At 72.3% G+C, this 23,094-nt stretch carries 19 protein-coding genes; 5 read left to right on the plus strand and 14 right to left on the minus strand.

Going from position 1 to position 23,094, the window contains the following annotated elements:
• Window positions 1-12 precede the first annotated feature (12 nt).
• A complete protein-coding gene (locus B072_RS44815) occupies window positions 13-1,302 on the minus strand; it encodes an ROK family protein (protein WP_018534650.1) in 1,290 nt (429 codons plus the stop codon).
• A gap of 230 nt (window positions 1,303-1,532) precedes the next feature.
• Between B072_RS44815 and B072_RS0135035 the strand changes: the two genes are divergently transcribed.
• Window positions 1,533-2,336, plus strand: coding sequence for a sugar phosphate isomerase/epimerase family protein (locus B072_RS0135035; protein ID WP_018534651.1), 804 nt, complete (start codon window positions 1,533-1,535; stop codon window positions 2,334-2,336).
• Window positions 2,336-3,466 carry a Gfo/Idh/MocA family protein gene (locus tag B072_RS0135040; protein WP_018534652.1) on the plus strand — a complete coding sequence of 377 codons (1,131 nt, stop codon included), beginning with the start codon at window positions 2,336-2,338 and terminating at the stop codon, window positions 3,464-3,466. The genes B072_RS0135035 and B072_RS0135040 overlap by 1 nt, the downstream gene beginning before the upstream one ends.
• Window positions 3,467-3,515: 49 nt before the next feature.
• On the opposite strand, the gene B072_RS0135045 is transcribed toward B072_RS0135040, so the two are convergent.
• The 4 genes from B072_RS0135045 to B072_RS0135060 form a co-directional block, all read right to left on the minus strand.
• Window positions 3,516-4,208 (minus strand): ThuA domain-containing protein, encoded by a 693-nt coding sequence (locus B072_RS0135045; protein ID WP_018534653.1) that lies wholly within the window; start codon window positions 4,206-4,208, stop codon window positions 3,516-3,518.
• Between the two features lie 86 nt (window positions 4,209-4,294).
• Complete coding sequence (locus B072_RS0135050; protein WP_018534654.1) at window positions 4,295-6,424, minus strand: alpha-galactosidase; 2,130 nt, start codon at window positions 6,422-6,424, stop codon at window positions 4,295-4,297.
• A gap of 47 nt (window positions 6,425-6,471) precedes the next feature.
• The gene (locus B072_RS0135055; RefSeq protein ID WP_018534655.1) at window positions 6,472-6,948 is read right to left on the minus strand and encodes a hypothetical protein; all 477 of its coding nucleotides are present in this window, start codon (window positions 6,946-6,948) and stop codon (window positions 6,472-6,474) included.
• 47 nt (window positions 6,949-6,995) lie between these two features.
• Window positions 6,996-7,547: a hypothetical protein gene (locus tag B072_RS0135060; protein WP_018534656.1), complete on the minus strand. Its 552-nt coding sequence runs from the start codon at window positions 7,545-7,547 to the stop codon at window positions 6,996-6,998.
• A 482-nt stretch (window positions 7,548-8,029) separates the two neighbouring features.
• Here B072_RS0135060 and B072_RS0135065 point away from each other — a divergent pair, with 482 nt between their 5' ends.
• The 3 genes from B072_RS0135065 (at window position 8,030) to B072_RS0135075 (ending at window position 12,184) form a co-directional block, all read left to right on the plus strand.
• Window positions 8,030-9,511: an FUSC family protein gene (locus B072_RS0135065; protein ID WP_018534657.1), complete on the plus strand. Its 1,482-nt coding sequence runs from the start codon at window positions 8,030-8,032 to the stop codon at window positions 9,509-9,511.
• Between the two features lie 280 nt (window positions 9,512-9,791).
• Window positions 9,792-11,087, plus strand: coding sequence for a nitric oxide synthase oxygenase (locus B072_RS0135070; protein WP_078506680.1), 1,296 nt, complete (start codon window positions 9,792-9,794; stop codon window positions 11,085-11,087).
• A 56-nt stretch (window positions 11,088-11,143) separates the two neighbouring features.
• Window positions 11,144-12,184 carry a lactonase family protein gene (locus B072_RS0135075; RefSeq protein ID WP_018534659.1) on the plus strand — a complete coding sequence of 347 codons (1,041 nt, stop codon included), beginning with the start codon at window positions 11,144-11,146 and terminating at the stop codon, window positions 12,182-12,184.
• Here B072_RS0135075 and B072_RS0135080 read toward each other — a convergent pair.
• The 9 genes from B072_RS0135080 to B072_RS0135120 form a co-directional block, all read right to left on the minus strand.
• On the minus strand, window positions 12,181-12,843 hold the full coding sequence (locus B072_RS0135080; protein WP_043245369.1) for a class I SAM-dependent methyltransferase: 663 nt from the start codon (window positions 12,841-12,843) through the stop codon (window positions 12,181-12,183). The two genes, B072_RS0135075 and B072_RS0135080, sit on opposite strands and share 4 nt — an antisense overlap.
• Before the next feature lie 281 nt (window positions 12,844-13,124).
• Complete coding sequence (locus tag B072_RS0135085; RefSeq protein ID WP_078506681.1) at window positions 13,125-14,063, minus strand: sirohydrochlorin chelatase; 939 nt, start codon at window positions 14,061-14,063, stop codon at window positions 13,125-13,127.
• Window positions 14,064-14,223: 160 nt separating this feature from the next.
• The gene (locus B072_RS0135090; RefSeq protein ID WP_018534662.1) at window positions 14,224-15,198 is read right to left on the minus strand and encodes an N-acetylglucosamine kinase; all 975 of its coding nucleotides are present in this window, start codon (window positions 15,196-15,198) and stop codon (window positions 14,224-14,226) included.
• On the minus strand, window positions 15,195-15,872 hold the full coding sequence (locus B072_RS0135095) for a uracil-DNA glycosylase (RefSeq protein ID WP_026246621.1): 678 nt from the start codon (window positions 15,870-15,872) through the stop codon (window positions 15,195-15,197). Before B072_RS0135095 ends, B072_RS0135090 begins: the two co-directional genes overlap by 4 nt.
• An 84-nt stretch (window positions 15,873-15,956) precedes the next feature.
• A complete protein-coding gene (locus B072_RS0135100; protein WP_026246622.1) occupies window positions 15,957-17,057 on the minus strand; it encodes a WD40/YVTN/BNR-like repeat-containing protein in 1,101 nt (366 codons plus the stop codon).
• A 141-nt stretch (window positions 17,058-17,198) separates the two neighbouring features.
• Window positions 17,199-19,232 carry an ABC transporter ATP-binding protein gene (locus B072_RS0135105; protein ID WP_018534665.1) on the minus strand — a complete coding sequence of 678 codons (2,034 nt, stop codon included), beginning with the start codon at window positions 19,230-19,232 and terminating at the stop codon, window positions 17,199-17,201.
• A gap of 12 nt (window positions 19,233-19,244) precedes the next feature.
• Window positions 19,245-20,156, minus strand: coding sequence for an ABC transporter permease (locus B072_RS0135110; protein WP_018534666.1), 912 nt, complete (start codon window positions 20,154-20,156; stop codon window positions 19,245-19,247).
• Window positions 20,153-21,103: an ABC transporter permease gene (locus B072_RS0135115; RefSeq protein ID WP_018534667.1), complete on the minus strand. Its 951-nt coding sequence runs from the start codon at window positions 21,101-21,103 to the stop codon at window positions 20,153-20,155. The genes B072_RS0135110 and B072_RS0135115 overlap by 4 nt, the downstream gene beginning before the upstream one ends.
• Complete coding sequence (locus B072_RS0135120; RefSeq protein ID WP_018534668.1) at window positions 21,100-22,950, minus strand: peptide ABC transporter substrate-binding protein; 1,851 nt, start codon at window positions 22,948-22,950, stop codon at window positions 21,100-21,102. The genes B072_RS0135115 and B072_RS0135120 overlap by 4 nt, the downstream gene beginning before the upstream one ends.
• Window positions 22,951-23,094: the final 144 nt, after the last annotated feature.

Consider the following 23,094-nt stretch of genomic DNA (forward strand, 5'->3'; position numbering starts at 1 on the left):
GCGCTCCTGCGGCTACGGCGAAGGAGGGTCGAGGTGGAAGGGCTCCGCGAAGTCGTCGAACTCGCCGCGGGGTGCCCGGGTGCCGCGCGGGTCGCCGTGCGGCAGCCACCGGCCGAGCATGTCGGGCCGCAGCAGTTCGTCGACGGCCAGGGCGGCCGCGCCGATCACGCCCTCGAAACGGTCCAGACCGACCTCGGCGACGACCAGTTCGTCCACGGCCAGGGGCAGGGAGCGGCGGGCCACCACCTCGGCGACCGGGCGGCGGAAGACCTCACCGGCCTGGGCGAGCCGGCCCGCGAGATACACGGTCGAAGGGTTCAGGACGCTGACCAGCGTGGCCAGCTGGGCGCCGACCAACTCGCCCGCCCTGGTGACGAGTTCGACACTGACCGGATCGTCGGCCAGGCAGCCGTCCACCACGTCCGTGACGTCCAGCGGCACGGAAGGCCGTTCCAGCCGCTCGGCGAGGAAAGGGCTGCGCCCCGCCAGCGCCGCGGCCCGCGCGTCACGGACCAGGGCGGGGCCGCCCGCGAAGGCCTCCAGACACCCGAACTTGCCGCACCGGCACCGGTGCCGGGACTCCTCGGCGACGATCGTGTGACCGAGATCCCCGGCCGCGCCCCGCGCCCCGCGATGCAGCCGCCCCCGGGAGATCACACCCAGGCCGATGCCCGTACTCGCCTTCACCAGAAGGATGTTGTCGCCCGCCCGCGCCCGGGTGCGGTTCCAGGCACCCAGCGCCATCAGGTTGGCGTCGTTGTCGACCCAGGCGGGCACCTCGTAGTGCGCCTCCAGCCTTTCCCGGAAGGGGAAGCCGTGCCACCCCGGCATGATCGGCGGCCGCACCGCCGTGCCCCGGACGAAGTCGACCGGCCCGGGCACGCCCACGCACACCCCCCACAGCCGCTCCGCCAGCCCGCCGTCGAGCAGCTCCTCGGACACCTCGAACAAGGTGGCCGCGCACGCCTCGGGGCCGCTCTCGACATCCCGGGCGAGACGCCGGTCGGCCAGTACCGTCCCGTCGATGTCCGTCACGGCCGCGTGCAGATGCGAGGCGCCGAACACCGCGCCCAGAACGAGACCGCGCCCGGACGCCATGCGCAGCACCCGCGACGGCCGGCCCCCGGTGGACGGCGCCGGCTCCCCCTCCGTCACCAGGCCGGCCCGGATCGCGTGGTCCACCCGCTGGGTGATCACCGTGCGGCCGAGACCGGTCCGCCGGCCGAGATCGGGCCGGGTCACGGACTGCCCGCTCCTGATCATGCGCAGGAGCAGCGAAAGCGTCTGAGTGTGGTCGGTCATGGGGCTCGGTGCTCCCCGGGCAGGTGTCTGGGCATGCGGACGAGCTTATGGTCCGGCCCGCGCCCACGGGGACACGGGCGCACATCACATCGTGCTCCGGCCCCGGACCCGCGGGACCTCTCGCCGCACCGCGCTCCGACGCCCGAACTCCCCTGACCCTGACCCGACATCGGCCCCCTTCCCAGCCGGATCACCCCTTTCACCCCGTCCCACGATCGGAAAGACCTGCCATGCCCACACCCCGCACCCCCCAGTTGTCCGTCCAGCTCTACTCGGTGCGCGACGCGCTCAAGGCCGACGAGGACGGCACGCTCGCCCGCCTCGCGGCGACAGGACTGCGCAACGTCGAGGTGTTCGACTTCGTGAAACGCCCGAAGGAACTCGCCGACGCACTCGCCCGGCACGGCCTCGGCGCCCGCACCGGGCACGCCGGAATCGCCGCTCCCGGGCAGGAACGGGACGCGCTCGAGCGGACGTTCGCCGCGGCACGGACGCTCGGCCTGGAGACGGTGTACGAGCCGATGGTGCCGGCCTCCCGATGGGCCGACGCGGAGCAGATCGCCCGGACCGCGGACCTGCTGGCCGAAGCGGCGTCGGTCGCCGCCGACCACGGACTGCGCGTGGGCTACCACAACCACTCGCAGGAGTTCACGCCCACCATCGACGGCGTGAGCGCCTACGAATGGTTCGCCGCACGCCTGGACGACACGGTCGACCTGGAGCTGGACGTGTACTGGGCCTCGGCCGGCGGCAACGACGTCGTCGCGCTGCTCGAACGGCTCGGCACCCGGGTCACGGCCCTGCACATCAAGGACGGCGCGGTCATCGACGACCCGTTCACCTCGGGCGCCCCGTTCGACCACGCGCTGACCCGGCAGGTCCCGGCGGGCCAGGGCGAGATCCCGGTCGACGCCGCACTGGCCGCCGCCCCCAACGCGGCCTACGCGATCGTGGAGTTCGACACGTACGCCGGGGACATCTTCGAGGGGATCGCCGGTTCGGTGGCCCACCTCAACGCGAAGGGGATCGCCTGATGACCCGGCCCACGAACCGCTCCGGCCCGGTCGGCGTCGGCATCGTCGGAGCCGGCAACATCAGCGAGCAGTACCTCACCACGCTCGCCGGGTTCCCCGACGTCGAAGTCCTGATCATCGGCGATCTCATGGCCGACCGCGCCGAGGCGCAGGCCCGCAGGCACGGCGTCGGAGCGTGGGGAAAGGCGCAGGACGTCCTCGCGCACGACGGCGTCGAGATCGTCGTCAACCTGACCGTCCCCGCCGTGCACGCCGAGGTCAGCTCCGCGGCCGTCGCGGCGGGCAAGCACGTGTGGTCGGAGAAGCCCATAGCCGTCGACCCGGCCGCCGCCCGCGCCCTCCTCGACCAGGCCGCCGCTGCCGGGCTGCGGGTGGGCGTGGCCCCCGACACCGCCCTGGGTCCCGGCGTGCAGACGGCGCGGCGGGCGATCGAACGCGGGGACATCGGGTCCGCACTGTCGGCGTACACGGTGTGCCAGTCACCCGGTCCCGACGCCTGGCACCCGAGCCCGGAGTTCCTCTTCGCCCAGGGAGCCGGGCCGCTGTTCGACATGGGGCCCTACTACTACACGACGCTGATCACCCTGTTCGGGTCGGTGACGCGGGTGTCCGCCGTGGGCTCCACCGGCCGCAAGGTCCGTACGATCCGCACCGGCCCCCGGGCCGGCACCGAGTTCACCGTCGAGGTCCCCACGCACGTGGCCGCGCTCGCCTCCTTCGAGAGCGGGGCCGTCAGCCAGAGCGTCTTCAGCTTCGACGCGCCCCTGGTCCGCGAGGGGATCGTGGAGATCAACGGCACCGAGGGCGCCCTGGTCGTGCCCGATCCGAACAAGTTCGCCGGGGACGTCCGCGTCACGCGGGGAAGCGCCGGAGCCGGTGACGCGCAGTGGGAGACGGTCGAGTCCGTCGCCTCGGGCGGGGGCCGGGGGCTCGGTGTGCTCGACATGGCCCGGGCCGTCCGGACCGGCGCGCCGCACATCGCGACCGGTGAACTCGGCCACCACGTCCTCGACGTACTCGTCGCCATCGATCGGGCCGTCGCCACGGGAGAGACGCAGCAGGTCGCGAGCAGGGCCGGAGCCGTCCACGCGGTCCCGCCGGACCGCGACCCGTACGCCGCCACGCTCTGAGACGCCGATGGGTCCGCACCGGTACGTCCGGTGCGGGCCCCTCGGCGTCTCAGCCGAGCAGCGTGTCCAAAGCACGCCGGAGCACCGTGCGATGCGTCTCGGACGCGTACGAGCGGCTGTCGTGGCCCAGGGCGTCGTACACGGTGGTGCCCCCGCCGGGACGGGTGTGCACCCACAGCAACGGGTGCTGCCGGCCCTCGTGTTCGTGGGCGAGCAGGACACGGACCTTCGGGCTGTACCGCAGGTCCGTGTAGCGCTCGTCGTCCAGCTCGAAGGCGTCGAGGCCCGCGGTGACGGCGTGCCCGGGGTCGGTGACCAGGACATGGGCGCGGCCGTACGGCGGGTGCATCGAGGTGCCGCGCACCCAGGTGCCGCCCAGCGTCGACTCCCAGACCTCGTCGTCGGGGAAGCAGGTCGCCGAGGAGTGCACGGCGAGCACGGGGGTGCCGCTGTCGAGGAGCCGCGCGAGTCCGGCCTCGGCCCGCGGCCCCGCGGGGACGGGGTCGCCGTCGCGGGGCAGGCCGATGTTGACGACGACGAGGCCGGGCAGCGGTCCGTCGGCGAGCGAGGCCAGCGCGGCGTCGATGTCCGCGGCGGGCTCCAGCGCGACACCGGCGTCCCGGGCGACGGAGAGCAGGCCCGCGTTGGTGTCGGGGAACGGGTGCCAGGGGTCGGTGTAGCGTCCGACGCCGCCGAGCAGCAGCCCGTGGCGGCGATCGGCGGGGGTGTGTGATGCGGTCATTGTGCGTTCCGTTCCTCCGAAATCGCGGTCACCTCAGGCACGACAGCCACGTCAGTAGCTCTTATCACTTCCGCCACTTCCGTCACCTACGTCACTGCCGTCACTTCGAACAGTTGGGCCTGTTCGGGGTCGGACGGCGGGCACTGCAGGCCGACGTGGGCCAGCGCCGCGCCGGTGAGGACCACGCCCTGGCCGTCGGCCCCGTACCAGGCGGGCCGCGCTCCGCCGCCCGCCACCGGCCTGATTCGGTAGCGGCGTCGGGGCTCCAGTGCGCGGAAGGTGAAGCGTCCAGGGCGTGCGACGTCGGAGCGTCCCGTCACGGCGAGACAGAGCAGGGCACGGCTGCGGTCGGGGGCGACGACACCGGTCAGCTGGTGGCTGTCGTCGAACGGGTCCTCGCGCACGAGTCGGCCCGTGTGGAGGAGCTCGCGGTGCGTGCGGTAGAGGGCGAACCAGTCCCGCAGCCCGGCCCGTTCCGCCTCGTCGGCCTGGCGCAGGTCCCATTCGACGCCCATGTGTCCGAAGAGCGCGGTCGCCGCCCGGAAGGACAGATCGTGGGTGCGGCCGGTGGTGTGGGAACGGGCCGACGCGATGTGGGTGCCCAGCAGTTCGAGCGGTACGAGCTGGCTGGTCCAGCGGTTGATGCGCTGCCGGTCGAGCGGGTCGCTGCAGTCCGAGGGCCAGACGCGCTGGGTCCGTTCGAGGACACCGAGGTCGATCCGTGAACCACCCGACGAGCAGGACTCGATCTCCAAGTCCGGGAAACGGCGGTGGAGTTCGTCCATCAGCCGGTATGCGGCCAGGGTCTGCGCGTGGACGCCGGGCCGCCGCGGCCGTCCGCGTCCGGCCTCGACGAGGTCGCGGTTGTGGTCCCACTTGAGGGCCGCGATGTCGTACTCGGTCAGCAGCGCGGTCAGCCGGTCCAGGACGTGGGCGAACGCGTCGGGGTGCGTGAGGTCCAGGACCTGCTGATGGCGCGACGGCACGGGCAGCCGGCCCTCGCCACCGCTCATGATCCACTCGGGGTGGGCGCGGGCCAGATCGGAGTCCGGGCTGATCATCTCGGGTTCGACCCACAGGCCGAACTCCATGCCGAGCGAGCGGACATGGCCGATGAGCGGGTGCAGGCCGCGCGGCCAGATCTTCCGGTCGACGGTCCAGTCGCCGAGCCCGGAGTGGTCGTCGCGGCGCCCGTGGAACCAGCCGTCGTCCAGGACGTACCGCTCGACCCCGACGGCCGCGGCGATGTCGGCGAGCTCGGTGAGCACGTCGAGGTCGTGGGAGAAGTAGACGGCTTCCCATACGTTGAGCGTGACCGGTCGTGGCGAGCGCGGGTGGGCGGGCAGGGCGCGCAGGTGCTGGTGGAAGAGAGCGGCCTGGGCGTCGAGTCCGTCCCCGTACGCCCCGTACAGCCACGGGCCGGTGTGGCGCGCGCCGGGCGGCAGGACGATCTCGCCGGGCAGGAGGAGTTCGCCGCCGCCCAGGACCTGGTCGCCGGTGGCGACCCGTTCCGCGTAGTGCCGTTGGTTGCCGCTGTGGGCGACGTGCACGCCCCAGACCTCACCCGCGGCGAAGCCGAAACCCGGGACTCCGGCGTTCAGGACGAGCGGAGCGTCCGCGCCGGTGCGTCCGCGCCGGTTCTCGCGGACCCAGGAGCCGACGTTCAGGGGCGTGCGCTGCGGCGTGCGTTCCATGCCCCAGCGGCCGGCGAGGTCGAGAAGTTCGCGGGCCCGCGCGGGCAGCGGCAGGGCGAGGGAGAGGTCGTCCAACTGGTAGTCGTCGTCACCGGTGTTGGTGAGCGTGGCCCGCACCCGGAGCAGCCCCTCCGCGTCCAGTTCGAGTTCGACCAGGACCGTGAGACCGGCCGCCTCGTCCGTCCCGCGGACGCGCAGGGAACGCTCGGTGACCTCCGCGGGTTCTGCCGTGAACCGGGGTGACCAGTCGGCGCCGGCCCGGCTGCCGCTGATCCCGGGCCGTCCGAGCCAGGCCTCGCCCGCCTCGGGCAGGACGGCGAGCCGGACCGGCCGGTCGGGGCCGTTGGGGGCGATGTCGCGCACGGCGCCGAGGGCGAGCGCGGCGAGGGCCTCGTCGTCGAGATCACCGAGCGCGGCGCCCCAGTGGACGATCTCGGGAAGCCGGCCGTCGCCGAGGTCGACGACCACGCTGACCGTCGCGGACCGCAGGTGGACGAGGGATGCGGGTGACTGGTTACGCATGGATCCTTCCGTGGCTACCGCTCCGGCGGGCCGGGGCGTCGGAATACTCATTCCCCGGGAATCTGCCCGTCCCAGGGACAGAATGTCGAGAGGTTTACGGACTGCTCGCCGCAGTCGGGCCAGGTGACGGTGACGAGGGTGCCCGAGACCGTCACAACAGGCGCCTCCGGCAGCCGAGTTGGCAGGTCCCCGCCGGGCGCGGTGGCGCGAGCCAGGGCGTGCAGGCCCACCAGGACGGTCTCCCCGGCGCGGGCCACCGCGGTGAGCGCGGGGGTGGCCGAGCACGGGCCCACGGCGTTCGCGTCCTTGTACGTGCACACGTCCGCGGCGTCGTACCCGCGGAGCCCGATGACGCGCGCGGTGAGCCCCTGACGGTTCGTCACCGTCGCCGACGGGCCGCCGGAGGCCGTGGTGGTGAGAGGTTCGTCGTCCGCGACGGCCCAGCCGCCTTCGCGCACGGTGTACCCGCCGGGTGAGCGGACGAGGTGGGCCCGCACCTCGTGATCGTCGTGCGGCAGCGTCACCGTGGTGACGGCGCAGCCGGGCAGGCCTCTGGCGATGAGAGGTCCAGCTAGCGGGGCAGGCGACCCAGCACCGTACGGAACCTCTCCCGCCCTGCCGTGACGCTCGCGTCCCACAGGCCCGACGCGTCACCGTTCAGCGAGAGGCGCTGGAGCTGATTCTCCTCGGCGAAATGGCCCGCACCCGACACGTTCCGGTCCAGCATCCCCATCGCGGTGAGTGCGGTATGGCCGCAGGACAGTGCGTCACCGACACTTCCCGAGCCGTGGGTCAGGAGGGCATACCGGAGACAGAGGACAGCGAAGAAGGCGTAGGTGTCGGCGACATCGGTGATCCCCTCCTCGTCCGGCTGAAGTTCCGGGAAACGCTCCACCAGGCGTACGCGCTCGGTGGCGTCAGAAAGCGGCCGATCGACAGACCAAAGGGCGCGTACGGACTCTACGTAGACGTCCAGGTCGGCTTCCCGCTCCGGCGCTCCCGCCCGAAGGCCCACGAACAGTGGCGCCATGCGTTCGGTGCAGGCGGAGACGTACAGGCGAAGCGCCTCGCCGCCCCCGTCACGAAGCGCCTCCGCGACGCCCTCCTCCACCAACGTCTCCACGTCTCACCCTCATCCCGCTCGAGCAGAGCGACAGGCTACACAGCGGGCCGATGGCCACAGCTTGGTCCCCGTCGACGACCGCGGCCAGCGCTCGCCCCTGGGCCGACACCGCGCTGCCCGATCCTTTGCGCGCAGCGCGGTGTCACTCAAACTGCCGCGCTCAGGCGTGGGTCTGGCCTGGTGGTCGGGTGCCAGGCCGCTTTCGCGCCGGCACGCTATCGCGAACTTCTCCGTCTAGCCGCGGCGCATGGACCGTTGGCTCTGTCGTGGCTGACCCATGGCCACTCTCCCTGAGCCATTGGCCCAGGACTTTCGACCTCTGTTGAACCGTCGGTCGGTCAGATGGTGAGATGAGTGCGTCGATGGCGCTGCGGACCCTGGAGGGTCTCCGCGGCGCCTTTCTCGTGTGCGCGTAAGTCGGATGGACGGAAGGGTGGGGCAACTTGCTGAAGAGGGCGTTCATGGCGCCGGATCCGGGGCGGATGCGGCTGCGGTTCGCGAGCCGGGCCGTGCTCGGGATCGGGCTCGCCGTCGCGCTGTGCGGAGCGGTCGGCCACTCGCTGGTGGCGGCCATCACCGGGGGACTGGCCGCACTGCTCGCCCTGTTCACCGTCACGGACGCGACGGTGCGCGGGCAGGCGGTGACCACGGCGCTGCTCCCGGCCGTCGGACTGCCCGTGCTGGCCCTCGCTGCCGTACTGCACGCCGTGCCCGTCGCCCGTGACCTGGCGTTCCTCGCGGTCGTGGGAGCGGGCGTGTACGCGCGGCGATGGGGGCCGCGCGGGCACTCGCTCGGCGTGTTCGCGTTCATGATGTTCTTCGCCAGCCAGTTCCTGCACACCGTGCCCGGCCAACTGCCGGAGCTGTACGCGGCCGTGCTCCTGTCGCTGAGCGCGGCGGCCCTCGTACGGTTCGGCGTGTGGTGCTACGAGCGCAGGCTTCCGGGACCGGTCCCGGTCGCGGTGCCGACCGGCGGCCGTGGGCTCGCGCGGATCACGACGCGGCAGGCCGTGCAGGCGGCCCTGGGCGCCGGCTTCGCGCTCGCCGTCGGGCAGGTGCTGTCCGACCAGCGGTGGTACTGGGCCGTGGGCGCCACGTGGTGGGTGTTCGTGGCGACGACGTCGCGCGGCGAGACCGTGGTCCGGGGCTTTCGGCGGTTCCTCGGGACGGTCCTCGGGATCGTCCTCGGCTTCGCCGTCGCAGTCCCGCTGCACCACGACCCGGTGGCCGCCGCCGTGGTCGTCGCCCTCAGCGTCTTCGGGATCTTCTACACCGCCCACGTCTCGTACACGTGGATGATGCTCGCCGTGACCGTGATGGCGAGCATGCTGTACGGCCTGCTCGGCGTGCTCGACCCGGCGCTGCTCGCGCTGCGCGTGAGCGAGACGGCCGTCGGCGCCCTGGGCGCGGTCCTCGCCGTCCTCCTGGTGCTGCCCGTGACCACGCACTCCGTGACCGAGGCATGGGTCGAGCGGGCGCTGCGCTGTGTGCACGCGTGCACCGCCGAGGCCGCCGCACGCCTCGCGGGCAGCCCGGACGCCGACCCGGCCCCGCGCGTCGCCGAGCTGGAGGCGATCCTCGGCCGGGTACGGCTCTCGCTGGCGCCGCTGGTGCATCCGTTCAGTCCGATGCGCCACCGCAAGGGGCGCGCGCGGCACGTGCTCGCACTGCTCGACGACTGCGCGCGCGAGGTGCGCGGTCTCGCCTCCGTCGCCGCCGACCCGGAGGCCTCGCACGACGCCCGGCTCGCCGCCGCCTGCTGGCGCGTGGAGAGCGCGGTCGAGGCGCTGACCGCCCCTGCCCCGTACTCCCGCACGGTCGAGCAGACGCCGCAGGCCGCTGCCGCCGACCAGCCCGACCAGTCCGAGCAGCCCGTGCTCGTCCACCTGCACGCCCTGGAGCGGGCCCTCGTCGAACTCGCCGTGCCGCTGCGCGGTGCACGGCGCGCGACCCTGGGCGCGTAAGGCGACACGCGCGCCCTCACGCAGTCCTCCGCGCTCCCCGTACGTGCGTGACCGCCCGCCCATCGGGGCCCACGTGTGGTTGTCTCGCATCGGCGTGGACAGCCCGGCCCCGAATGAGGCACCTTCCCCGGGCACGTACAGGGTGGATCAGTCCGCCCCGGGGGTACATCCCGCGCCATTGGACGCCTGGGGCCCGGACCGCCGAACCGGACGGGCCCCGCCGCCCGGCCGTGCGGGAGCGAGCCGGGTGACGTCGCCATCGAGCCGCTGGGGATGCGCCATGCCGAGCAACCTGCGCAGGAACGGAACACCGCGGGACGTGGAGGGCTGGCTGGCCGCCGCCCGGGGCACGGACGAGCGGCCCCGGCACGCCCTGTGCCCGGTGCCCGCCACCGGCGCCCGCAGGCACCCGGCCGCCCCCGCCGTCGACCCCGCCCGCGCCGCGGCCGACTTCGTCCGGCAGCACAACGTCGAGGAAGGGCTCGGAGACCCGGCCCGCCGCATCGCCGAGGTCGAGGCGGAGATCGCCGCCACCGGCACGTACACCCACACCCCGCGGGAACTCGAGCACGGCGCCCGCGTCGCCTGGCGCAACGCCAACCGCTGCATAGGCCGCCTGTACTGGCGCTCCCTGCGCGTGCGCGACCTGCGCCACCTCACCGCCGCCGAGGACATCGCGGCCGCCTGCGCCGACCATCTGCGCGAGGCCGCGCCCGACGGCCGGATCCGCCCGCTCATCACCGTCTTCGCCCCGGACCGGCCGGGCCGGCCAGGACCGCGCATCTGGAACGAGCAGCTGATCCGCTACGCCGGACACCTCCAGCCCTCCGGACACGTCGTCGGCGACCCGAGCTCCGCCGGCCTCACCGCGTACGCACAGCGTCTCGGCTGGCGCGGCGGCACGGGCACCTCCTGCACCTCCTTCGACGTGCTGCCCCTGATCGTCCAGGAGGTGCCGCACGTCAGGCCCCGCTGCTTCGACCTGCCCCCGGACGCGGTCCTCGAAGTCGCCCTGGAACACCCGGAGTTCGCCTGGTGGGCCGCGCTCGGACTGCGCTGGTACGCGGTCCCCGCACTCGCCAACATGTGCCTGGAGATCGGCGGCGTCTGCTATGGCGCCGCCCCCTTCAACGGCTGGTACATGGGCACGGAGATCGGCGCCCGCAACCTCGCCGACACCGACCGCTACAACCTGCTGCCCCACCTCGCCCACCGCCTCGGCCTGGACACCAGCAGCGACCGCTCGCTCTGGAAGGACCGCACGCTCGTCGAACTCAACCGCTCGGTCCTGCACTCCTTCGACCGCGCGGGCGTCACCATCACCGACCACCACACCGAGTCCCTCCGCTTCCTCACCCACCTGGAACGCGAGGAGTCCCGCGGCCGCGCCGTCGGCGCCGACTGGTCGTGGATCGTGCCGCCGATCTCCGGCTCGGCCACGCCCGTCTTCCACCGCACCTACGACGACGTGCGGCACACCCCGTCGTACGTGCACCATCACGAGGCCCACGCCCGGGCCCGCGGCGAGGACGCCGTCCCGGCGCGGCAGCGCGCTCCCTGGCGCGATCTGGTCTAGACCCACTGCTACCGTCGGCCGCACGGGCACCCGGCCCGTGGCCGAAAGGGGAAGCAGTGAGCGGCAGCCAGTCAGGGCGGGCGTACATCGGATCGTTCACGGCGGCGGGCGGCCGCGGCATCGTGACCGCGCGGCTCGACCCCGAGGACGGTTCCCTCACGCTCCTCGACGCCACCGACGCCCTGCCCGACCCCTCCTACCTCACGGTCGCGGGCCCGCTCCTCTACGCGGTGAGCGAGACCCGCGACGGAGCCGTCGCCGCCTTCCGCACGGACACCACCCCGGCCGTCCTCGCCGCGCCGCCGGTCCCCGTGGACGGTGCGGGCCCCACCCACCTCGCGATCTGGGGCGACCGCGTCCTCACCGCCAACTACGGCTCCGGCAGCGTGAGTTCACTGCCGTTGCGGGCCGACGGCACCCCGTACCCGGCGGGCCGCGACGTGCTCCGCCACACCGGTTCGGGCCCGCATCCGCAGCGCCAGCAGGCCCCGCACGCCCACCAGATCCTGCCGGACCCCAGCGGCCGCTGGGCGGTGAGCGTGGACCTCGGCACGGACTCGGTCCGCGTCTGCGCGCTGTCGGACGAGGGCGGCCTCGTGCTCCACCACGAGACGGCCCTGCGCCCCGGTTCGGGCCCCCGCCACCTCGCCTTCCACCCGTCGGGCCGGTACGCGTACGTCCTCAACGAACTCGCCCCCACCCTCACCGTCTGCCGCTGGGACGCGGTGGAGGGCGCCCTCAGGCCGCTCACGGAACTGCCGGTCCTGCCCGACGGGAGCGCCCGCGGCGACGCGTTCCCCTCCGAGGTCGTCGTGGCCCCCGACGGACGTTTCCTGTGGACGGCCACCCGCGGCGAGGACGTCGTCACGACGTTCGCCCTCGACGCGACGGGCGAGGCGATCACCCTCGTCGGCACCGTCTCCTGCGGCGGCCGCTGGCCCCGAGACCTGGCCATCGATCCCTCGAACCGCTTCCTCTACGCGGCCAACGAACGCTCCGGCGACGTGACCTGGTTCGCCGTGGACCAGGAGTCGGGGCTGCCGGTGCGCGGCGGTTCGGTGCGCGTCCCCGCGCCGTCCTGCGTGGTGTTCGGCTAGACCTTCCGGCCCGGCGGCAGTGCCACGCCGGCGAGGAAGTTCCTGGCCGTCTGCCACACCTGGGCGGACCAGCCGAGCGCGGCGAGCTGGTCCATGAGGTCCTGTGCCTCGTGGAAGACCTTCACGATGCGGTACGCGCTGCCGTCCTCGAGCCGGCGCAGGGCCGCGTGCCCTGACTCGTCCGTCAGGAGTTCCTCGTGCACGGCCTCGGTGGGCCCGTCGTCGACGAAGACGGCCCGGCCGCCGGGGGCGAGCGAGGCCGCGACCGAACGCCAGAACTCGGGGAACCGGGCCGGCGGGACGTGCGACAGCCAGAAGCCGAAGAACACCGTGTCGTAGCGGCGCGGTGGCTGCCAGTCGAAGAGGTCGGCCCGCACGAAGCGGACGTTGCGCGCGGTGGCCCGCTCCCGGGCGATGGCGAGGGTCTCGGCAGAGGCGTCGACGGCCGTCACCGACCGGGCCCGCTCCGCGAGCAGAGGGGTCCACTGACCGGTCCCGCAGGCCAGCTCGAGGACGTGGCCGACGATCGGCAGTTCGGCGGTGGTCGCCAACAGTTCTTGCAGGTCCGCACGTTCGGCGTAGACGCTGTCGTACTCGGGCGCCCGGGCCCGGTAGTAAGCCATCTGCTCTGCCATGAGTGCTGCGTCGTAGCTGCTCATGCCCATGACGATAGGGAGCCGGGCCCGGCCTTGGCCACACGCGAAGACGATTCAAGCCGGTTCTGATCCCACGTAAAACTGGTCTGGCGACGGAGGCGGAATCTCACTCCAGGCGCTGCCCGGACGAGTGGGCCGCAAGCGCATTCCAGGCCCGCCTGCCGACTCCTGAGAACGCGCCTCGCCCCAAGCCCGCCGACGACCGAGAAGGAAGTTCATTCTCGGCCAGGGAAAGTGAAGAACGGGGCCCGGGGACATCCCCGGGCCCCGCGAAACAAGTCCGGTCAGCCGCCGGAGGCGACCGGCTGGGGCGTGATCCCCAGCGCCGTCGTGTACTTGGCGAGGGCCAGCTTGCCCATCGCCGGGTACGCCCCGAGCGGCTCCGCGGCAGCGCACCCCGCGTCCTTGGCGGCGGCCTCGAGCACCGACGGGTCCAGCTCGGGACCGATCAGGTACGGAGCCAGCGCCAGCTGCTGCGAGCCTGAGCCGCGCAGCTGCTCGGCGATCGCGGTGACGGAGCCCTCGGCGTCGAGCGCGGCGGCCATCACCGGCACGGCGAGCCGCGCGGCGAGCAGCATCCCGGTGATCCCGGCGGCCTGCACGGCCTCCTCGCCGCCGACCGTGGCCAGCACGATGCCGTCCGCGGCCGTGGCCACGGTGAACAGGCGGGCGCGGTCGGCGCGGGCCAGACCGGCCTCCGACAGGCGCACGTGCAGCCCCTCGGCGAGCAGCGGGTGCGGGCCGAGGACGTCGGTCAGCTCCGCGGCGACACGGCTGTCGGAGATGCCCTGCCGGATCTGCCGGACCTGCGCGTTGTCGGGACCCGCGAGCAGCGGCACGACGACCGAGACCGGACCCTCGGGCTCCCTGACGCCCTCGATGCCGGCGGCGAGCGCCTGCTCGTAGCGGGCCGTGCGCTCCTTCGCCGCGTGCGCGAGCACGGAGGCGAGGGAGGGGAACTCGGCGGAGATCGGGAAGTCGGTGACCTCCCCCTCCACGAAGGCGACCCGCGCGTCCAGACCGGGCAGCTCGGAGCGGGCGATGCTCACGACCTCGTCGGCGAGCATGCGCGTCGCGGCGCTGGGCGTGCCCGGCACCGCGAGTACGAGGGACGGTGCGCCCTCAGGGGCGGCCACGGGTTCCGGGCGGCGGTGCCGTCCGGGCTGGCGGGGTCGCGGCATTCGTACAGGCAGGCCGGAAGCAGGCCCTTGGGAGGAGCTCATGCGGCCGCATGCTACTGGCTCGACAGGCCCCGATGTTCGGTCAGGGGGCAGCTGAGCGGTATCCGTCCTCGATTGTCCGTTCAGTTCCGGATGAGTGGTTGCGGATGGTTCAAGTGCCCTGGTCCGAAGGGGTGCGAGTCAACCGGGGGAGTACGCGTGGCTACGCCACCGACAGGAGCCGTCCGTCGCACGGCAGTCTCAGCGCGTCGGTGGCGAGTGCCGCGGCGATCACCAGGGAGCCGTGCAGCGGGTCTCCCGCGGCGGTGACCACGGTGGCGTGCGGGAGTTGCTCCGCGAGCTCCGCGCGCAGCGGGCCCAGCAGCGGCTCGCCCATCTTGAACAGTCCGCCGGTGAGCGCGACGTCGCCGCCGCCCGCCGGGCAGACCGCTGCCGCCGCGTCCGCGATGTGCCGGGCGGCCTCGCGCAGCACGCCCGCGGCGACCGGGTCGCCGTCCGTCGCGCACCTGGCCACGTCCGGCGCGAACGAGGCGAGCGCCGCCGGACGGTCGGTGCGCGGGTAGATCCGGCTCGGCAGCTCGCCCGCGGGGCCGAACCGCTCCTCGGCGAGCGCGAGCAGCGCCGTGCTGCCGCCGCGCCGCCCGTCGTGCGCCCGCATCGCGGCGTCGAGTCCGGCCCGCCCGATCCAGGCGCCGCCGCCGCAGTCGCCGAGCAGATGCCCCCAGCCGTCGGCCCGCCGCCAGCCGCCGAGGTCGCTGCCGAGGGCGATCATGCCGGTGCCCGCGGCCACGACGGCGCCGGGCCGCTGGCCGAGCGCGCCCGCGTACGCGGTGACGGCGTCCCCGGCCAACGCGAGCCGCTCCACGCCCAGTTCGCGCTTCATCGCGTCGGGCAGGTCGGCCCGCAGGCCGTCCCCGAGGGTCGCCATCCCGGCCGCGCCGACGACGACCGCGTCCACGGCGTCCGTGTCGGCTGACGGGCTGTCGTCGGCGAGCAACGTCCGTGCCATGGACAGCAGTTGCTCCATCATGTCCGCGGCGTCGATACCGGCCGCCAACGTGCGCACCGGGGTGCGGGACACGGCGGTCGTGGCCCCGGCCAGGTCGTCGGCGCGGGCGAGCGCGACGCGCAGTCCGGAACCCCCCGAATCCACCCCGAGCACCCGGACGGTGCTCACGGAAGCCGCCAGTCGATCGGCTCCGCGCCCTGCCGTACGAGCAGGTCGTTGGCCCGGCTGAAGGGGCGCGAGCCGAAGAAGCCGCGGTCGGCGGACATGGGGGAGGGGTGCGGGGACTCGATCGCCGGGTACTCGCTCAGCCACGGGCGCGTATTACGGGCGTCGCGGCCCCACAGGATCGACACCAGCGGGCGGCCTCGCGCGGCGAGGGCGCGGATCGCCTGCTCGGTGACCTGCTCCCACCCCTTGTCGCGGTGCGCGCCGGGCTTTCGCGGGGCCGTGGTCAGCGCCCTGTTCAGCAGCAGCACACCCTGCCGGGTCCAGGGCGTCAGGTCGCCGTTCGACGGCTGCGCCAGACCCAGGTCGGTGTTCAGCTCCCGGTAGATGTTGATCAGGCTGCCCGGCAGCGGACGTACGTCCGGGGCCACCGAGAACGACAGGCCCACCGCGTGACCCGGCGTCGGGTACGGGTCCTGACCGACGATCAGTACCCGTACCTCGTCGAAGGGTTGCTGGAACGCCCGCAGGACGTTCGCGCCCGCGGGGACGTAAGTACGGCCGGCGGCGATCTCCGCGCGCAGGAAGTCCCCCATCGCGGCGATCTGCCCGGCCACGGGTTCCAGGGCCTTCGCCCAGCCCGCTTCGACGATTTCATGCAGAGGTCGTGGTGCCACGGCGTCACCCTACTGCCGTACAGGCGGACCGCTTCAACCGGTGGTCGGCCGCGGCCCGACGGCCGACCACCGGGCGGCCGGGCCTCAGCCCACCACGGCCGCGCGTACGCACAGCACATCCGGCAGATGCGACGCCAACTGCTGCCAGCTGTCGCCGTCGTCGGCCGAGGCGAACACCTCCCCGTTCCGGTTCCCGAAGTACACCCCCGCGGGGTCGGCGTCGTCCGTGCACAGGGCGTCCCGCAGCACCGTGCCGTAGTGCGGGCCCTCCGGCAGGCCCCGGCTCAGCGGCTCCCAGCTCTTGCCCGCGTCCTGCGTGCGGAAGACGCGACATCGGCGGTCGGCGGGGACCCGGTCCGCGTCCGCGGTGATCGGGAACGTGTACGCGGTGTCCGCGCGGTGCGGGTGCGCGGCGATGCCGAAACCGAACGTCGACGGCAGCCCGGCCCCGATGTCGGTCCAGTGGCCGCCCGCGTCGTCACTGCGGTACACGCCCCAGTGGTTCTGCAGATACAGCCGGTCCGGGTCGACGGCGTCCCTGGCCACCTTGTGCACGCACTGACCGAACTCCGGGTTCGGGTCGGGCAGGAACACCGCCGACACCCCCGAGTTCGCCGGGTCCCAGCTCGCCCCGCCGTCCGTGGAGCGGAAGACCCCCGCCGTGGACACCGCCACCGTGAGGGCCTGCGGATCGCGGGCGTCGGTCAGCACCGTGTGCAGGCCCTCGCCACCGCCGCCCGGCACCCACCGGGAGCGGGTCGGATGCTCCCAGAGCGGGCGGCACAGCTCGAAGGTCTCGCCGCGGTCCTCCGACCGGTACAGCGCGGCCGGCTCCGTGCCCGCGTACACCACGTCGGGTTCGGCGGCCGCGGGGTGCAGCTGCCACACCCGCTCCAGTGAAGTCCCGGTGTCCTGAGGGAACTTGACGGCGGGGGCGGCCGGTTCGGTCCACGTCCGGCCGAGGTCGTCGGAGTGGAAGACGGACGGCCCCCAGTGCGCGCTGTCGCCGCCCACGAGCAGCCGCGGCGCCGGGCCCCGGGTGTCGATGGCGACGGAGTACACCGCCTGCGCGTTGAAGTACGGATCCTCGTCGAAGACCCAGGGCGCGCCCGATCCGCCGTCCGCGCGCCTGCGCCCCAGGAAAAGCCCCTTGCGTGTGCCCACAGCGAGCAGCACTTCAGTCATGCCGAACACCTCCGAAACGTCGTTGTCCCCAGGTATCGGCCAGTCTGCACCCCGGCACTGACAATGGCCGGTTCACCCGACTTTGCGCAGGTCGGACGGCGGAGCCCGGACCACCGAAGAGGTCCGGGCCCCGCGACCGCGCTACGCAGGCACCGTCACCCCCAGCGGGAAGTGGCACGCCACCTGGTGACCCTCCGTGTCCGGCGTCGACACGGGAGGTTCCGTCGTCGCGCAGACGTCCTGGGCGACGGGGCAGCGGGTGCGGAACCGGCAGCCCGACGGAGGCTTCGCCGCCGACGGGGTCTCGCCGGACAGCGGCGTGCCGGAGGCCTCGGCGGCGGGATCCGGCACGTTGACCGTGTCGAGCAGGCCGCGCGTGTACGGGTGCAGCGGGTTCGCGTACACCCGCTCGGCGGGGCCCACCTCGACCAGCTTGCCGAGGTACATCACGCCCACCGTGTCGGCGAGGTAGCGCACCACGGCCAGGTCGTGCGAGATGAAGAAGTACGTCAGGCCGCGCTCGCGCTGCAGTTCCCGCATCAGGTTGAGGATCTGGGCCTGGACCGACACGTCGAGGGCCGACACCGGTTCGTCGGCCACCACCAGGTCGGGCGAGAGCGTCAACGCCCTTGCCAGACCGAGGCGTTGGCGCTGACCGCCGGAGAACTCGTGCGGGTAGCGGTGCACCGCCCCGCGCGGCAGACCGACCGCGTCGAGGAGTTCGCCGACGAGCCTCTCCTGCTCGGCTCGGTTGCCGACGCCCTGGATGACGAGCGGCTCGCGCAGGATCTCACCGACGCGCATACGCGGGTCCATGGCGGCCGTCGAGTCCTGGAACATCAGTTGCACGCGACGGCGGTGCGCCCGCCGTTCGGCCCGCGAAAGGTCCGCGCGGTCGCGGCCCTCGAAGCGGACGGTGCCGGACGTCGGCTCCTCCAGGCCCGCCACGATCCGGCCGAGCGTCGTCTTGCCGCAGCCGGACTCGCCGACCATGCCGAACGTCTCTCCCTTGCGGACCGTCAGCGACACCCCGCCGACCGCGCTCACCGTGCCCTTGCCGCGCGAGAACGCCCCGCCCTTGAGCGGGAACTCCTTGACGAGCGTGTCGAGTTCGAGGAGTACGCCGCCGGGCGCGGGCGGCGCCGGGACGGCCGGCGGCGCGACGACCTCGGCCTCGGCGGAATCGACCGAGGCGTCCGGCACCGGGTGGAAGCACGCGAACCGGTGCTCCGCGCCCCGCGCCTCGTCGTCCACCAGCTCCGGTTCGCTCGACCGGCATTCGTCGGTCGCGAACGTACAGCGCGGGGCGAACCGGCAGCCCGTGGGCCGCACCGTCAGGCTCGGCGGCAGGCCGGGGATCGTGTGCAGTTCGGTGTCGTGGTCGGCGGCGCGCTCGGGCAGCGCCGCGAACAGCGCCTCCGTGTACCGGTGGCGCGGGCGTGCGAACAGGCCGCGTACGTCGGACTGTTCGGCGACCTTGCCCGCGTACATCACGGCCACCCGGTCGACCCGGTTGGCGATGACGCCGAGGTCGTGCGTGACCAGGATCATCGCCATGCCGAGCCGGGCCCGCAGGTCGTCGATGAGCTCCAGGATCTGGTGTTGCGTCGTCACGTCGAGGGCGGTGGTCGGCTCGTCCGCGATGAGCAGCTTCGGCTCGCACACCAGGGCCATGGCGATGGCGACGCGCTGGCGCATGCCGCCGGACAGCATGTGCGGATACGCCTTCATGCGCTCGCCCGGTTGGGGCATGCCGACGAGCCGCAGCGTTTCCTCGGCGCGCGCCCATGCCTCCTTCTTCGACATCCCGCGGTGCAGCAGCAGCGGTTCGGCGACCTGCGCGCCGATCGTCATCGTCGGGTTGAGCGAGGTCAGCGGGTCCTGGAAGACCATGCCGATGGTGTTGCCGCGTACGTCCTGGAGGACCGGGGCGGGCGCCGCCGCCAGGTCCTGGCCGTCGAAGAGGACGCGCCCGCCGGTGACGTGGCCGCCGGGCGGCAGCAGCCCGAGGACGCTGAGCGCCGTCATCGTCTTGCCGCACCCGGACTCGCCGACCACGCCGAGCGCCTCACCCGGCGCGAGGTCGAGGGAGACGCCGTCGAGGGCGTGCACGGTGCGGTCGCGGGTGGCGATGTCGACCCGCAGGTCGTCGATCCTGAGCAGAGGCTCGGTCATCATGGGTCTCCGTTACTTCCGCAGCCGTACTTCGAACGCGTCCCGCAGCCCGTCGCCGATGAAGTTGAACGCGGCGACGACCAGCACGATCGCGATGCCCGGCGGGAAGATCAGCCACCAGTAGCCGTTCTGCGTGTAGGTGATGCCGGCGGACAGCATCGATCCCCAGTCGGCGGACGGCGGCGGGATGGACAGGCCGAGGAAGGCGAGATAGCTGACGTAGAGGATCGCGTCGGCGATCTGGAACGTGCAGTTGACGATGACCGTGCCGATCGCGTTCGGCACGATGTGCTTGAACACCGCGCGGGCTCCGCCGCCGCCCATCATCCGCATGGCCTGTACGTATTCACGGTTGCGCAGCGACAGTGCCTCGCCGCGCACCAGGCGGGCCGGGGAGAGCCAGGCGACGCCCGCGATGATGAGGATCAGGATGCCCTTGCTGGGCGTGATGATCGCGGCGACGACGACCAGCAGGAACATCGCCGGGATGGCGAGCGCGGCGTCGGTGATGCGCATCATCGTCGCGTCGACCCAGCCGCCGAAGTACCCGGCGACAGCGCCGTACACGGTGCCGAACAGCGTCGCCAACAGCCCCGCTGCCAGACCGATTTCGAGCGAGGTCTGCCCGGCGGTCATCAGCCGGCCGAGCATGTCGTAGCCGAGGTCGGTGGTGCCCAGGAGGTGGCCGTCGGTGCCGGGTGGCAGGTTCGCCCGGGAAAGGTCCGTGTGGATCTGCTCGGTCGGGTGCAGCAGCGGGCCGAGGTAGCAGAAGGCCAGCAGCAGGACGAGCAGCACGACACCGGTCAGCGCCAGCTTGTTGCCGGTGAACACGCGCAGCGTGCGGCGGGCCAGCGAGGGCGTGGCCCGCGCGGCCGCTGCCTCGTCGTCGGTTCCGGGTATTGAGGGGGACACAGCGGTCGTCATGCCACGCTCCGGATCCGGGGGTCGAGGACGGCGTACAGGATGTCGGTGAGCAGCGAGCCGAGGACGGTCGCGATGCCGACGACGAGGGTCACACCGAGCAGGACGGGGAAGTCCGAGCCCTGCGCGGCGTTCCAGAACAGCAGCCCCATGCCCGGGTAGTTGAACATCGACTCGACGACGAGCGCGCCGCTGAACAGGGTCGGCAGGTAGAGGCCGAGGAGGGTGGCGAGCGGGATCAGGGCATTGCGCAGCACGTGCCTGACCATGATCCGGCGGCTCGACTGGCCCTTCGCCATGGCCGTGCGGACGTACTCCTCGGTGAGGTTGTCGAGGACCGCCGAGCGCATGTAGCGGCTGAACATGGCCACGATGCCGAACGCCATCGTCACCACCGGCAGGACCAACCCGCTGAAGTCGCCGAGGAGTTGGCCGATCGTCTCGCCCTGCGGGGCCTCCGCCGGGAAGATCGGGAAGACCTGCGCGAACAGGATGATCATGATGAGGCCGAGGAAGAACACCGGCGTCGCGTACATCAGGAAGGCGAGGCCCGTCAGCGCGTAGTCCGACGCCTTGCCGCGGCGCACCGCCTGAAGCAGGCCGAGCGGTACCGCGATGACGACGGCGAGGACCGTCGACAGGAGAGTCAGGAGCAGCGTCTTCGGCAGGCGCTGCTTCAGCAGGTCGAAGACGGGGGAGTTGAGTTTGTACGACTCGCCGAGGTCACCGGTGAGCAGGCGCTTCAGGTACAGCAGGTACTGCTGCGGCAGCGAACGGTCGTACCCCTGCTGGTGGTTGAAGTGCTCGATCTGCTGCGATGTGCCCTTCGGGCCGAGGATCGCGCGGGCCGGACCGCCCGGCAGCAGATGCAGCAGCGTGAAGACGATGATCGAGACGAGGAACAGGACGACGAGCGCCTGAAGGAAACGCTTGACCAGAAAGCCGGTCACTTCGCGGCTCCCTTCTTGGCGGATGTGACGTAGTACCAGTGCTGCGGGGCGAAGGTCACGGTCGGGTTCTGCTCGATGCCCCTCAAGTCGTTGCGGATCACGGAGACTTGATAGGCCGGGTTCGGCATCCACATCACCGGCAGCCGCTCGGCGAGGTACTCGCCGTACTCGTGGACGGCCTTCATGTCGGGCGAGTACTGCACGGCCCGGATGATGCGGTCGGCCTTCTTGTCGCTGTAGTTGCCGAAGTTGGCGGACGCGCCGGTGGAGAAGAGCTGCTCGCCGCTCGGGTTGAGCGGGTAGTACCAGCTGCCGGCCGTGCCGAAGAAGGACATGTCCCAGCTGCAGCCGGGGTCCTTCGCCTTGCACGGAACGGAGTTGCCGAGCACGGAGTTGAGCGGCTGCTGACGCACGGTCAGGTCGATCCCGGCCTTGCTGAGCGACGACTTGAGCTCCTGCATCATGTTCGTCGTCTCGGTCGAGCCGGACTGGGACAGAAGGGTGAGCTCCAGGGGGTCGTTCTTCTCGATGCCCTTGCCGCACTGGTCGTCACCCGTACCCGGCCGCACGCAGCGCGCCGTGCCGTCGACGGTCTTCCAACCGTGGCTCGACAGCAGGGACGTGGCCTTGCTCACCGAGAACGGGTACTGGTTCTTCGCCATCTTGTCCGACAGGTACTGGCTCTTCGGGGTGACCGGTACCGGGCCGAGTGTCGCCGTGGCGCTGCCCTGCCAGATGACCTTGCTCATCGCGTTCTGGTCGACCAGGTGCTGCATGGCCTGCCGGATGTAGAGCTGGCTCATCTCCGGGCCCGCGTGGGTGGAGTTGAAGTTGTAGACGATGTAGGTCGCCGCCCAGCCCTCCCACGGGTCGACGCGGTACCCCTTGTCCTGGAACTTCTCCTTCTGCGCCATCACCGACGGCGGGATGTAGCCGTAGTCGACGCCACCGGAGCGCAGCACGTTGTATTCGGAGTCGGCGGTCGTGAACGGCTTGAAGACCACCTTGTCGAGGTGCGGGCGCTCGGACTTCGGGCCGGTGTACTTCTCGTTCGGGACGATCGTCACCTGGCCGCTGTCCCGCCAGCCCGCGAGCTTCCAGGGCCCGTCGACGGTCTTCCACAGCGGATCGCTGCCGTACGAGCCCAGGCTCTTCGCGTGCTGCGTGAGCCGGGCGAAGACCGTCCTGGCGCCCTTCGTCGTCCGGTCCCAGTCGCCGACCTTCCCGCCGTCGGACGTGGCGTCCCAGGCGTGCTGGGGCATGGCGCGCATGAGGGTGAGCTGGTTCGCCGTGAACCAGTCCGGGTTGTACGCGCGGTCGAGGTGCAGCCGGACCGTGTGGTCGTCGACGACCTCGAACTTCTTCACGTTGTCGGGCATCGTGCCGACCGAGTAGCTGCCCCAGTCGGCTTTGTTCGCCTTGACGAGGTTGAACCAGAACTCGAGGTCGCGCGCCGTCACCGGCTTGCCGTCGGACCACTTCACGCCGGTGCGCAGCGGGACGGTGACCGTGCGGTTGCCGTCGCTGTACGTCGGCTTCAGGCCGAGCGTGCTCGGGCCCTGGGTCGTCAACTCGCCCTTCTCCTGCACCGCGTCATAGACCGGCATGTACAGAAGTGTCTGGATTGCGTAGTTGTACGAGGCGCCGTAGCCGGGCGCCCCGATCGGGAAGATCCAGTTCGGGGTCGCGGCGGGCGGCAGCGCCATGGTGGCCGTGCCGCCCTGGACGGGGGTCCCGCCTGTCGGGCCCATCGCGATGCTGCCGCCCTCGTGCGTGCAGCCGGTGAGCGCCACCAGGATCGCCGCCAGTGCGAGCGCGGTGGACGCCGTTGACCTGAGGGAACGCATGCCGAAGGGCCTCCAAGGGGGAGCGGGAGCCGCACCCGTGCCAGAGATCGACGAGGCGGCGCCCGAACGCTAAGTCGGCCGTTCGAATCAAGTCAATAGTTTCATTCGGAAAGTAGTTCAAAATATGGCCGACCCTGGTCAACT

Source organism: Streptomyces sp. HmicA12 (genome assembly GCF_000373565.1).
Lineage (GTDB): Bacteria > Actinomycetota > Actinomycetes > Streptomycetales > Streptomycetaceae > Streptomyces.

What these genes read in the sequence shown, in the direction of transcription:
- B072_RS0135065 (WP_018534657.1), top strand. Translation starts at nt 8,030, where the DNA reads ATGCGGCTGCGGTTCGCGAGCCGGGCCGTGCTCGGGATCGGGCTCGCC.
- B072_RS0135110 (WP_018534666.1), bottom strand. Translation starts at nt 20,156, where the DNA reads ATGACGACCGCTGTGTCCCCCTCAATACCCGGAACCGACGACGAGGCA.
- B072_RS0135050 (WP_018534654.1), bottom strand. Translation starts at nt 6,424, where the DNA reads ATGCGTAACCAGTCACCCGCATCCCTCGTCCACCTGCGGTCCGCGACG.
- B072_RS0135120 (WP_018534668.1), bottom strand. Translation starts at nt 22,950, where the DNA reads ATGCGTTCCCTCAGGTCAACGGCGTCCACCGCGCTCGCACTGGCGGCG.
- B072_RS0135035 (WP_018534651.1), top strand. Translation starts at nt 1,533, where the DNA reads ATGCCCACACCCCGCACCCCCCAGTTGTCCGTCCAGCTCTACTCGGTG.
- B072_RS0135085 (WP_078506681.1), bottom strand. Translation starts at nt 14,063, where the DNA reads ATGAGCTCCTCCCAAGGGCCTGCTTCCGGCCTGCCTGTACGAATGCCG.
- B072_RS0135045 (WP_018534653.1), bottom strand. Translation starts at nt 4,208, where the DNA reads ATGACCGCATCACACACCCCCGCCGATCGCCGCCACGGGCTGCTGCTC.
- B072_RS0135040 (WP_018534652.1), top strand. Translation starts at nt 2,336, where the DNA reads ATGACCCGGCCCACGAACCGCTCCGGCCCGGTCGGCGTCGGCATCGTC.
- B072_RS0135105 (WP_018534665.1), bottom strand. Translation starts at nt 19,232, where the DNA reads ATGACCGAGCCTCTGCTCAGGATCGACGACCTGCGGGTCGACATCGCC.
- B072_RS0135100 (WP_026246622.1), bottom strand. Translation starts at nt 17,057, where the DNA reads ATGACTGAAGTGCTGCTCGCTGTGGGCACACGCAAGGGGCTTTTCCTG.
- B072_RS0135080 (WP_043245369.1), bottom strand. Translation starts at nt 12,843, where the DNA reads ATGAGCAGCTACGACGCAGCACTCATGGCAGAGCAGATGGCTTACTAC.
- B072_RS0135070 (WP_078506680.1), top strand. Translation starts at nt 9,792, where the DNA reads ATGCCGAGCAACCTGCGCAGGAACGGAACACCGCGGGACGTGGAGGGC.
- B072_RS44815 (WP_018534650.1), bottom strand. Translation starts at nt 1,302, where the DNA reads ATGACCGACCACACTCAGACGCTTTCGCTGCTCCTGCGCATGATCAGG.